General features: G+C 67.6%; 12 protein-coding genes. All 12 read right to left on the reverse strand.

Annotated features, from left to right (window positions below):
• Positions 1 to 56: 56 nt before the first annotated feature.
• On the reverse strand, positions 57 to 2,072 hold the full coding sequence (asnB, locus tag VF167_10670; GenBank protein HEX6925890.1) for an asparagine synthase (glutamine-hydrolyzing): 2,016 nt from the start codon (positions 2,070 to 2,072) through the stop codon (positions 57 to 59).
• On the reverse strand, positions 2,073 to 3,074 hold the full coding sequence (gene nadE, locus VF167_10675; protein ID HEX6925891.1) for an NAD(+) synthase: 1,002 nt from the start codon (positions 3,072 to 3,074) through the stop codon (positions 2,073 to 2,075).
• A 505-nt stretch (positions 3,075 to 3,579) separates the two neighbouring features.
• Positions 3,580 to 4,431, reverse strand: a complete 852-nt coding sequence (locus tag VF167_10680) for an XrtA system polysaccharide deacetylase (protein HEX6925892.1) — start codon at positions 4,429 to 4,431, stop codon at positions 3,580 to 3,582.
• A 379-nt stretch (positions 4,432 to 4,810) separates the two neighbouring features.
• Positions 4,811 to 5,287, reverse strand: a complete 477-nt coding sequence (locus VF167_10685) for a hypothetical protein (GenBank protein HEX6925893.1) — start codon at positions 5,285 to 5,287, stop codon at positions 4,811 to 4,813.
• A gap of 172 nt (positions 5,288 to 5,459) precedes the next feature.
• Positions 5,460 to 6,704: a VanZ family protein gene (locus VF167_10690; GenBank protein ID HEX6925894.1), complete on the reverse strand. Its 1,245-nt coding sequence runs from the start codon at positions 6,702 to 6,704 to the stop codon at positions 5,460 to 5,462.
• Positions 6,705 to 6,783: 79 nt separating this feature from the next.
• Positions 6,784 to 7,584 carry an ABC transporter permease gene (locus VF167_10695; GenBank protein ID HEX6925895.1) on the reverse strand — a complete coding sequence of 267 codons (801 nt, stop codon included), beginning with the start codon at positions 7,582 to 7,584 and terminating at the stop codon, positions 6,784 to 6,786.
• The gene (locus VF167_10700) at positions 7,581 to 8,624 is read right to left on the reverse strand and encodes an ABC transporter ATP-binding protein (GenBank protein HEX6925896.1); all 1,044 of its coding nucleotides are present in this window, start codon (positions 8,622 to 8,624) and stop codon (positions 7,581 to 7,583) included. The genes VF167_10695 and VF167_10700 overlap by 4 nt, the downstream gene beginning before the upstream one ends.
• Before the next feature lie 4 nt (positions 8,625 to 8,628).
• Positions 8,629 to 9,576: a hypothetical protein gene (locus VF167_10705; protein ID HEX6925897.1), complete on the reverse strand. Its 948-nt coding sequence runs from the start codon at positions 9,574 to 9,576 to the stop codon at positions 8,629 to 8,631.
• Positions 9,573 to 10,064: a lasso peptide biosynthesis B2 protein gene (locus VF167_10710; protein HEX6925898.1), complete on the reverse strand. Its 492-nt coding sequence runs from the start codon at positions 10,062 to 10,064 to the stop codon at positions 9,573 to 9,575. Before VF167_10710 ends, VF167_10705 begins: the two co-directional genes overlap by 4 nt.
• Complete coding sequence (locus VF167_10715) at positions 10,048 to 10,344, reverse strand: PqqD family protein (protein ID HEX6925899.1); 297 nt, start codon at positions 10,342 to 10,344, stop codon at positions 10,048 to 10,050. Before VF167_10715 ends, VF167_10710 begins: the two co-directional genes overlap by 17 nt.
• A 108-nt stretch (positions 10,345 to 10,452) precedes the next feature.
• Positions 10,453 to 10,602 (reverse strand): lasso RiPP family leader peptide-containing protein, encoded by a 150-nt coding sequence (locus VF167_10720; GenBank protein HEX6925900.1) that lies wholly within the window; start codon positions 10,600 to 10,602, stop codon positions 10,453 to 10,455.
• 85 nt (positions 10,603 to 10,687) lie between these two features.
• Positions 10,688 to 11,626, reverse strand: a 939-nt coding sequence (locus VF167_10725) for an asparagine synthase-related protein (GenBank protein HEX6925901.1), incomplete at its 5' end; no start/stop codon positions are given.

Below are 11,626 nucleotides of genomic sequence, written 5' to 3' on the forward strand. Positions count from 1 at the left end.
CCTCTGTCGGGAACTCTGTGATCAGTGCGCATGGCTCTTCTTCGCGATTGCAGTCTCTACCTGCCGGCAGGCAACTCGAGTGCGGGTTCCTGCCTGAAACGGATCGCCCCGGATGCCCCCTCCTCTCCCCACGCCACGTCCGCCCGCTCGATGGGCAGCGCTTCGGGGCTCCGCCACTCCGCCACGAACTCCCGGTACCACAGCTGGGTCGAGAGCACGGCCACCAGCGCCTGGTTTTCTCGGAACCCCGTTGCCTTTCCGCTCTCGCACCGGCGCACCAGCCCCGCCACCGCCCTGGGCTCGAAGATGCCGGCGGCCAGCAGGGCTTCGGGCGACAGCGCCTCACGTACGTACTCCGGCGCCTGCGCCCCGAAAAAGGCGGGGGCATCCGGCGCGCGGTACGGCTGCTTGGGCCGCTGGGCCACCACCGGCGGCACGACCTTGCTGGCCCAGCGGCGCAGGATCTCCTTCTCCTTCAGCCCGCGCAGCTTGCTGTGCACGGGCAGCGCGGCGATGAAGGCGAACAGGCGATGGTCGAGGAAGGGGAATCGGCCCTCCACGCTGTGCGCCATCGCCATCCGATCCCCCTGCGAGCTGAGCAGGTAGGACGAGAGCAGTGTGGTGATCTCGAGGTAGGCGGCCTGGTTGAGTGGCGACCAGCGGTTGAAGGCCGGCGGCAGAGAGCTCCGCAGCTCCTGCATCGCGTCGAAGCCCTCCAGCTGGGCGCGCGCGGACGCGGAATAGAAGTCCTTGATGCGCGAGGTGAGGGCGAAGCGCGGTAGATGCGAGAAGAGGGGATCCTCCAGCCCGCCAGCGTTCAGGAAGAAACGCCGCCAGAAATCCCCGCCCTTGCTGCCCTCTCCCAGGTAGGAGTACAGACGGTCGAAGAGCAGCGGCCGCCAGCTCGAGTCCGGCTGGCGCAGGCAGAAGCGGCGGACGCGGGTCTCCTTGAACAGGTCGTAACCGAGGAAGACCTCGTCCGCGCCCTCGCCGGTCAGCACCACCTTGATCCCGCCGTCGCGGGTCAGCCGGGAGAGCAGGTAGAGCGGCGCCGGGGCGGTCCGCACCAGCGGGGTCTCGGTGTGGCGAACCACTCCGGGGAAGGTATCGGCGATCTCCCGCTCGCCGATGTGCTGCACCGCGTGCCGACTACCGATCGCCTCCGCCACGGTCCGCTGGAAGGCGCTCTCATCCAGCCGCGGATCCTGGAAGGTCACCGAGAAGGTGCGCAGGTCGTGCGGCGTGCGGAGCGCCGCCAGCGAGCAGGTGATGCTGGAGTCGATGCCGCCGCTCAGGTATCCGCCGACCGGCACGTCGGCTCGCATGCGCAGGTCGATGCTTGACTGCATCTGCGCGTCGAGCTCGGCCAGGGCATCCGGAGACTCCTCGGCGGCCTCGTCATAGTCGACCTCCCAATACCGACCGACGCGCAAAGAGCCATCACGCCAGAGGGCATAGCCGCCCGGCTCCAGGCTGTGGATGCCTCGGAAAGGGGTGCGCGGGGGGCGCGCCGCCCAGAAGGTGAAGACCTCGTCGAGCCCGCGCAGGTCAGGCTCGGCACTCACCTCCCCGCTGGCGAGGATCGCCTTGACCTCGGAGGCGAAGTAGAGGTTGCCGCCGCGGAGGGCGTAGAAGAGCGGGCGCACGCCGAAGCGGTCGCGCACCAGCAGCAGCGACTCGTTTCGCCGGTCGTAGATAGCGAAGGCGAACTGGCCGTTCAGCCGCTCGATCATCCCCACTCCCCACTGCTCGTAGCCGTGCACGAGCACTTCGGTGTCGCAGTGGGTGCGGAAGACGTGGCCGAGAGAGATCAGCTCCTGCCGCAGCTCGATGTAGTTGTAGACCTCGCCGTTAAAGGTCACGAGCACGGAGCCGTCCTCGTTCGCCATCGGCTGTGCGCCCAGGGCGAGGTCGATGATGCTCAGCCGCACGTGCGTGAGCCCCACGCGGCTGCCGGCGAAGTAGCCGTAGCCGTCAGGGCCGCGGTGCCGGATGGCGGCGGCCATGCACAGCAGGGTGCGGGGCTCGACCCCGGACGGCTCGTGTCGCGCGATCCCGGCGATGCCGCACACTTACCCGATCTCCGCGGTGTTGATCTCGGCGACCGGCTCCACCAGCAGCGGGCTCTGGTGCAGGTAGGCCGTGGTCATCCGCTTCTGCTCGATGTCGCGGTAGGCGCGACGGACCTGCTCGGGCTCGAGCCCCAACAGCTCGGCGGCCGCCTCCTCGTCCAGCCCGGAGTTCAGCGCGTAGAGCACGCGGTCCATGGTCGCGGCCGGCAGCGAGAAGTAGAACTCCTCCTGGGTCTGCGGCAGGGAGTACGTATCGGTGGTCGGCGGGCGGGCGGTCACGCCGCTGGGCACGCCGAGGTACTCCGCCAGGCGGTAGACCTGCGTCTTGTAGAGGTGCGCGATGGGCTTGAGGTCGGCGAGGCCGTCTCCGCCCTTCACGAAGAAGCCCTGGTCGTACTCCAGCCGGTTGGGCGTGCCCACTACCGCGTAGTGCAGCCGGTCGGCGTGGTAGTACTCGAGCATCTTGCGCACGCGCTGCTTGAAGTTCGTCGCCGCGACGATCACCCGGTACTCGGCCGGGGGAAGGCGATGACGGGTGATCTGGCCGTCCGGCGACTGCACCACCAGCGAGGAGGTGTTCAGCTGGTCGGTCTCCAGCCGGTTACCGGCGAGCACCACCTTCATCTTCCAGCCGGGGCCGTATTCGGGCACCACCCGGCGGATCGCCTCGTCGCGGCGCTCGTAGCAGCCGGCGGCCGCCAGCGTGGGCGCGATGTCCTCGGTGGTGTGCTCGATGCCCAGCTTGGTGGCCCACTCGAGGGCGAGGGCGTGGCTCTGCGGATCGGAGTCGCGCTCCGGCATGAACAGGCCGAAGACCCGCTTCGGTCCCAGAGCCTGGACCGCCAGACCGGCGCAGACCGAGCTGTCGACGCCGCCGCTCATGGCGACCACCAGGCCGCGTCGTCGGAGGACCTGTCCCAACTGCTTGCGGATGGCTTCGGCGATTCGCGCCGTCTCGGCGGCGGGATCGATGTCCAGCAGATCGATGGTGGGTGCGGGCATCAGGATGATTTCCGATCACAGAGTTCGATAAGTCCGGCAACGAGCGGCCGCGGGGGGGTGCAGGCTTGGTGCCTTGCAGCGTCCGGGTCGCGGAATCGCGAGTAGAGCGGCCTCTATGGCCCTTTCCGGAGCGCCCGCCTCATCCGGGAAGGCGTCTGCTTTGCGCAAGGGGGTGTTGAGGGTCCGCTACACCTTTCACGATTGCGCAGCATGCTGGCGCTTCCGGATCGCAAAACCTTCCGAAATCCGGGACATTCTGGTTGCGCCTCGGAGGGTGCCGCCTGTCCGGCTCTCAGGTGATGCAGCGGCCGGTGGAAGTGCGCTGGCTCCGAGTATCGGCAGGGCGGTGACGGGAGCGCAGAATGGCGGGAGGAGGCCGGTCGGGTGGAGACGAATGCTGGCGAGGGGCACCCGTTCTTCCGGGATGCCCCTCTCATCAGTTCGTCAAGCGCAGCCGCGGAACGCGAGAGCTACTGAAGCGGCTGCGGGTGCGGGCTGGGTCCCCTCACGCCGCCGGCTGGAGCGTCGTGGTCGGAAGCTCGAGGGTCTGCGCGATAGAGCGGAAGCGGAACTCGCTCAACAACCGCTCGAGCTTCGCCTCGGTGCGCGCGAGCGCCCCGTAGTGCCGGATGCGGGTGGCGAGATCCACCTCGAAGCGCGGTTGATCCGGGTCGATCTCCCATGGATGGATGTAGAAGGTCCCCGGCACACCCCGCCGCTCCGCGTCGCGCAGCGCTCGCCGGGTCAGGCCGTAGGGGAGCAGCCGGAAATAGCCGCCCCCTCCCGCGGGGAGAAGCTTTCGCCCGACCCGCAGGGTCGCGGGGGGGAGCTCGGCCAGCTCACCGCCGGCGCGCCGCAGCCAGTGCGGGTCCCGCTTGCCGCCGGGGAAGCCGTAGCCTTTCCGCTCCACCGGGAAGAGGCTGGAGTCGTAGCGGTAGCCCTCCTCGATCAGGATGTCCAGCGCCCACTCGCACCCCGGGACGATGGAATAGCTCGGCGCCCGGTAACCCAGCACGTCGACTCCTGTTACGTCCTCCAGGATGGCCTTCGAGCGGCGGATGCAGGAGCGGAACTCGAAGGGCGTGACCGTGACCACGCGGTCGTGGCCCCAGCCGTGAGAGGCGATCTCATGCCCGGCCTCGGCGATCTCCCGCACCAGGTCGGGATAGCGCTTGGCTATCCAGCCGAGGACGAAGAAGGTGCCGGTCGCCTCGTGCTGCGCGAGCAGCTCCAGGATCCTGCGGGTGCTCCTGTCGACCCGGCCCGGAAGGGAGGACCATTGATTCCTGGCGACGTACGGCTCCAACGCCGAGACCTGGAAGTACTCCTCGACGTCGACCGTGAAGTGATGATGCATCGGAGTGCAAGAAAGTGCTGGATCCACGCAGCGGTCGGGCGGCGGGCGGACGCAAGCCCGGAACCCGGTCGCCGCGTGACGTCACTTCTCGACTCCCTTAAGATGTTGCGGTATAACCGATTAGGATGAACCTGGGAGGGCGTGGAGAGGCCGTTTTCGTGCGGTCGAAAGCTGTCACCGCGTTGCGACAGATGTTGTGGCGGGAGCGTGACAGGGTGAGCGCTCGGACAAGACAAGGAGACACGGAGGGGCGGGAGACCAAACCTGAGGGACCCGCTGCCTGAAGTGGCGGCACGCTGGCAGCTACTGACACCCAGCCTGCTTCGCCGCTCTCCTTGTCCCCTTGTCCCCGAGATCAGCCCCTCACCCCTTCACCCCTTCACCTTGTCACCTTGTCATCCCGGTCCCCAGCCAGCGCCTCCACCAGCTTTCCCACCGACCGGTCGATCCGATCGTAGCTCTGCACCAGCTCGTCCGCCTGGCCCCTCCAGGGGTCGAGGATCGCCCGGGTGGGAATGGGCTGGGGGTCGAGGTCGCCCAGCAGCACGACCTTCTGCTCCGGACGCAGCGTGAAGCGCTGCCGTAGCAGGCGCTCGTGCTCGGGGTCCATCACCACCAACAGATCCGCTTCATCCACCAGCTCCTGGGTGAGCACACGCGAGCGGTGGGTGGAGAGGTCCAGGCCGCGGGAGGCGGCCCGGGCTTGCGCGTCATCGGGCGATGGCCGGTCCGGACCGACGAAGCCGGCGGAGCTCACCTCGATCCGTTCCCCGAGACCGCGCTCTTCCAGAAGTGCCTGCAACAGGACGGCGGCGTAGGGACTGCGATAGATGTTGCCGGTGCAGATGGTCAACACCGATCTCGGCGGCGGGCCCGTGCGGAGGAGCTCAACCGCCGCACGCCGCCGGAGTGGATGTAGTACCCGCGCGGGGACGTGCCGCCCCTTCCCGACGAGCCGTCGCAGCCGCCGCAGGGCACCGGGGGCTCTCTGCGCGTTCCCGACCGGGAGTTCCAGAGCTGTCTGTTCGTTACTCATCGGCCTTCACGTAAACCCACGTCTGGGGTAGTCTTCTCCAGGCGCCCAGGAGCCATCCGAAGGTCAGGCCCAGGACTGCGAATATCCATTCCAGCCCCGACAGCGGTGCCGCGGCCAGCAGGGCGGTGAGCACCACCACGCCGGCGCCGGTTCCACCCACCACCAGCAACGAGAAGGTGTCGCGTCGGGCACAGAGGCCCAGCGGGAGGGCGAGAAGGAAGAGCCAGACGGAGTTCATCCGCACGAGGGCCCACCTGGAAATGTACTCGATGTTGTGGATCAGCCTCCACCCGCTGGCGAGGGTGTTCTGTGGACAGGCGCGGCGCTGCATGGCCTCCACACAGTAGCCACTACCCGATCGCCGCACGACCAGCGACACGGTATCCCCCACGTCGACGTTCGCCAGGCCGTCCTCCAGCCGCACGGAGGGCGTGTCGAGGCGGAGCCGGGTCGCCCAGGTCTCGTAGCGCAGGACGACGTCGCCGCCGTCGATTCCCAGGAAGAGGACGTCTTTCTCCCCCTGCTCCAGGCTCAGCAGGTGCTCGAGACCCGCGTACCCGGCCGCCTTCCGCACGGTGACCACCAGCGGCTCGCCGGCATCCAGGCGATCGCCGGGTCGATCGGTCAGGATGCCTCCGTGGATCGGCACCGCCCGATTGCCGAGTGCCGCCCGCGAGATATCACCCTGATAAGCTCCGTACCGCTCCGAGCCGTTCTGCCACTCGACCCGGTACGGCCCGGCCGGGAGGGAGGGAAAGAAGAGCAGACCGGTAGCAGCCAGGACCGCGATGAGCGCCGCTGCCGCCGTCACCAGGGAGTATCGGCCAGGACGGGGCCTGCGAGGGACCGAGGAGATCCACCATCGCGCCAGCAGCGCCCCCAGCGCGGCCCCCGCCGTGTTGCTGATCACGTCCGAGGGGTTGGCGTCGCGGCCCTGGATCAGCGAGAGCTGCGCGAGCTCGATCGCGATCGACACACCCATGCCGATCAGAGCGGGTCTATCAACCCGCCCGCTCAGCATCCACAGGCCCACTCCGAGCGGGAGGAAGAGGATCAGGTTGGCGATCACGTCCGCCAGCCCCCGCGACCCGCAGGCGAGGAGGCAGAGACCCCCGGAGCCGGAATTCCCACCGACTCCATCCGAGCCGGACAGAGTAGCCGTGGCAATGGCCACCCCCGCGACGAGCAGGATGCCCGCGCCGAGCCAACGCGACCTCCTGCCTGTCCGTGCCTCCATCCCGCTCTCCGATCAAGAGGCTGCCCGGATCGGAAACCCGGTCCGGGCAGATGATTGCGACGGCGAAGTCAAAGCTCGCTCAGTACTGCGAAAGGGTCCCGGTGCGGCGCGCGTAGCGAAGGCTCCAGCGGAATGCGGCCAGGCCCACCACCATGAGCACGGCCGCGAGGAGAGCCAGCACTCCCAGATCCACGGCAACTGCCGAGAAAGAATCGCCGGAGAGCAGAGCTCGTCTGAACGCCCGGAGCCCGTAGGTGAGTGGGACTAGACTCGCCAGCGGCCGAACTACCTCGGGGATCACGCTCGTCGAATAGTAGACACCCCCGAGCAGGCCGAAGGCGCCCATCACTGTCGGGCCGATCGGACCGGTGGTTCGGAAGACGAGGACTCCGGAAGCGAGCAGGAGGCCCAGCGGCAGGTGCGCCAGGACGAGCAGCACGAGGATGAGGATCGCGAGCGGTAGGCCCTTGAGGGCGATCGCCCCGCCGAAGATGACGATGCCGAGGATCAGGGTCGCCGCCTTGGCGGTCGCCCAGAGCATACCGTATCCGGTCATTCCGGCGAGTAGTTGCGGCATCGAAGCAGGCGTCGCCAGCAACGCCTCCAGCGTGCCGGAGGAGATGCCTCCCGAGATCGAAGCGGGTATCGAGCGAATGCTGACTCCCACCAGCTGCATCGCGGCAAGCCCCGTCACCAGAAAGCCAAAGTAGACCCCACCTTCGTTGGCGATCGAGTCCGCCACGACCGGCTGCAGCGCGCGCCCGATCAGGAAGACCGGGACCAGCGTGGTCAGCGTTCCGACAATCGAGAACACCACGTTCAGCCGGTAGCTCGTGAACGTGAGCCAGTGTATGCGGATCAGCGCCAGGATGCGTCTCATGCGACCAGGGTCTCCCGCCGATCCATCTTCGCCGACCGTACCCGCTCGAGCAGGTCGGCGAGGGATAGATCGTCTCTGGTGAAGCGGGACACGGAGATTCCGGTTCGAACGAGGCGCTCGAGCAACTCGGCCGCGCCTGCCTCGTCGGTGTGTACCTCGATGCGCACGCGGTCCCAGCAGCTGCCGTCGCCCAGTGTGATCGGCTCAACCCCCAGCAAGCGACCGCCGCACGCGCTGATACAGGCCTCGAGCGCGGGGTGTGCGCCGTCGGTCGTCCACAGGGAGCAGATCCGGGCTCGCGAGGAGGACAGCAGCTCTTCCGTGTGCCCCACAGCTAGCAGGCTGCCGGAATCGAGCACGGCGACCCGGTCGCAGAGCTCGGTGACCTCTTCGTGGTCGTGGGTCGCCAGCAGAATCGTGGTCCCGCGTACGTCCCTGAGCTGCCGGCGCAGAAATGACCTGAGCTCGCGGGCAGAGATCGGATCGAGGCTGCGCGTGGGCTCGTCGAGGAGTAGCACCTCGGGACGGCCGAGCAGAGCGCGTCCGATGAGGAGCCGCTGCTTCATGCCCGAGGAGAAGAGACCCACCTGCTTGCGCCCCGCGTCCTCCAGGCCCACCAGCTCCAGCACCTCGCCGATCCTTCGTCGCGCTTCAGCCCCGTGGATGCCATACAGCTCCGCGTAGAGCCGCAGGTTCTCCTCCGCGGAAACACGCCAGTAGAGGCTACGCTCGGCGGGAATGACGGGGATCAGGATGCGGCGCACCTCTTCGGGATGCCTGGTGACGTCGAAGCCGCCGACCCGTGCGACACCCCTGTCCGGGAGCACCAGCGTCGCGAGGATCTTGAAAAGCGTGGACTTACCTGCGCCGTTCTGGCCGAGGACGCCGAAGCACTCGCCCCGTTGTACCGTGAGGTCGATCCCGCTGAGGGCGACCCGCACGTCGCTGGCGAAGGGACGGCGGATCAGGTCGCTCCAGCTTCGTTGCAGGAGGAAGCGCTTCTCCAGCCCGCTGATCTCGATGATCGGGGCGGTGCTCATCGGGTCACTCCGCCATCGCCGGCGCCCGCACCTGTCCTCCGTGCCAGCCGAGCAGTTGCTCGGCCACGTCCGGCAACCGCTCCAGATCGCGGACGAGCCGGAGCTCGTACACGGGCACACGATCGGCGATCGAAGTGGTCGCGGTGAGGAGGTCGGCGGCGAAACCGCTCCCCAGCATCCCCGCGATCTTGCAGTAGGCCACCAACCGCATGGACGCGATGATGGGAGGCACGCGCAGGCGACTCACCGCCGGCAGCGAAGCATCCGCTCGCTGCGGCTTCAGCAGGTAGACCGCGACAAGAGGTGCCGGCTCCGGAAGCACCTGATCCACGGGAAAGGGAGGGAGTGACAGCTTTCCGTCCCGACCCGGGGTTCCTTCCAAGGAGGGTGCGCCGTCTTCGAGCCTCACCCGCAGGCTATGGATGCCGGGGAGCGCCAGAACTTCGCCGTCGGTGACGACGGGCAGTGAATCGTCCGTGACGAAATTGCAGCCCGCCCGGAAGAGCGTCAGCGCCAGGGTGGACTTTCCGAAGTGTTTGGGCGCCAGAAACGCGACTACGCCACTGGCTGTTTCCACCGCGCTGGCGTGCAGCGTCGTCACCCCCGAAAGCTGGAGGGAGGTCGCCAGAACGCGCCCGATCAGGTGATTGCGGCCAAAGTCCCACCAGGGCTCCGGGTTCGGAAGCCAGCAGATATCGCCGGAAGGAAGCAGATCGTAGCAACCGGTATCATCGATGGTGATGCGGTGCCCGGCCGCATGGCGGTAGAGGCGTGCGTGGACCTCTCCGTAGATGTGTTCCTCCCCGAGCAGCTCCGCGTCCTCCGCCTCGGGCAGCTCGTCCACTACCCGAAAGGCCCAGCGGACGGGGCCGGGAGGGCATTCGCGCAGCTCCGGAAGCGGGATCGTCGAGCTGAGCCGCGACCCGCAGGCGGAATAGTAGTACGTGGTCACAGCCCCGCGGTCGCAAAGGGGATGGTGCGATCGACAGCGGAGAGATCGGCGAGGGGATTGAAACGCTCCACGTAGGTCGGCTCGTCGCCCAGTACGTGGCCGGCCAGCTCGACCCAGGCGTGCGCCTCGAAGCCGCGGGGGCCCATACGCACGCCGATGCGGATACGCGATCCGGTGAGCCCGGCGCGTTCCAGCATCTCGTGCAACGCGATGGAACGAACGAGACACAGGGGACGGCCGATCCCGAAGCGCGCGACGCGCTCTACCGCGAGCCCGATCCTTTCGGCCCGCTGCAGGTCGGGCGGCTGCGCACCCGGCTGGCTGTGGCGCCCCGCGAGCGTGGCCAGCAACTCTCCCCGCGGGACCCGACGCACCAGGCGCTGTGCTTTGAGAAGCTCCACCTGGGCCCGCAGCATGAGCCACCAGACGGCCGGTCCGCTTGCGAGGAGCTTGCGGAGCCGTCTGGCGGAGTTACGTAGCCGGAGCATCGACGGTCAGCTCGAGCTCTCCAATCCTCTCCAGGAACTCGCGCGTGTCTGCGATGAGTGTTTCCGCATCGACGCCCGTATAGGTCTGTTGCAGGGAGCGGATCAACTCGTCGAAGCTGTTCGCGACCGAGGAGTTGGCATCCGGTAACATCTCCCAGATCTTCGCCCCCACGCGGCTCAGGCCGAAATAGGCCTCGCTGCGCGAGCAGAAGAGCACTCCCCCATCCTCCATAGGACGGAAGATGACGGTGGGGCTCTTGAAGGGCAGCCGCTGACTCACGTGAGAACCCGATTGAGGTGGCAACAGAAACCGCCGAGCTTGCGGCGGTGAAATTCAATACCATCCGGGGTGGCGGTCCCGGACCGCCACCCCGCACCTGCTCGAGAATCAGGACGTGGTCGGATGATCCGGCTCGTTCTCGTGAAGGAAGAACTCCTTGATGCTGTCCGCGCCCCAGTCCAGATCAAAGGCCCAGCCACCACCTCGCGTCAGCTCGCGAAACGAACCGAACGGAACCACTTGAGGCTTCTCGTACATCGGCTACCTCCGTATACGGTAGTTCCTGGTGCCCCAGGAGAGATCGTGGCGCGACGCGCCACGGCGAGCAATCCAGCCGGGGGCGTCACCTAGCAAGCCATGCACCACCCGGGTCCGTCTCAGAAACCCACGGTCCCATCCCATCTTCTGCGATCGCCGAGGGTTCCGTGGCCGGGCCGATCTTCCCGGAGCGCAACGCGTGTCGTGGGTCCGCAACGCCGCTGGAAGGGCGCAGGTACGCTCGCAGCCAGGCCTCGCAGAGTATCGTCAGGGAGACGTCGACCGAGGACGACCAGCGGACCACCCCGTCCGGGCCAAAGACGTCGTTGAACGCCTGGCTATCGACGACGTCTGCCTCCTGGCTGACCCAGGGACCGGCATTGAGATCGGCCAGCAAGCGCTCGGTGTCTTTCCGCCAGCGAGCGCGCAGGATACCGAAGCCCGTTCCCGTCTTCATTCCGCCACGGAGAAAGGTCCGATTTCGATCCGGAAGGCGATCGCGGACGGCCTGCTTGAGGAGGACCTTGAAATCGTTCGGCTGATTGAAATCGCTATCCGGCCGTGACATGGCGAACTCCACGAGCCGGCGGTCATAGAACGGCATGCGGAGCTCGAGCCCTTCGTCACGGTTGAGGTCGAACGACGCGGCGCACCCGCGCGAATGTGCATATTCCATCAGGTTCCACGCATGTCGCTGCATGGAAATGGTGGGATAGCGGCGAACGATGCGGGCCGCGTAGTCCCGACGATCACTCTCGACGACCCTGTCGAGGGTAGCGCCGTCCACGCAGATCCACGGGGGCACCGGGCGCTCGTAGGGTCGCGTGCAGAGGCGCCTGTCCAGCAGGTGCTCCATGGCGTCGAACAGGCGGAGCGGGAGCGCCGGGCGCAGACAGGTATCGACGAAGCTGCGCCATCCCCTGTAGCCGCGAGCGGCGCGGTAGCGACGGAGCTCCACCAGCCTGCCGCGGCGGAGGAGGTCCGCCATCCGCCAGCTCTCCAGCGCGAACACGTTGTCGCCGCC

The sequence above is a fragment of the Longimicrobiaceae bacterium genome (genome assembly GCA_036375715.1).
Classification (GTDB): Bacteria; Gemmatimonadota; Gemmatimonadetes; order Longimicrobiales; family Longimicrobiaceae; genus DASVBS01.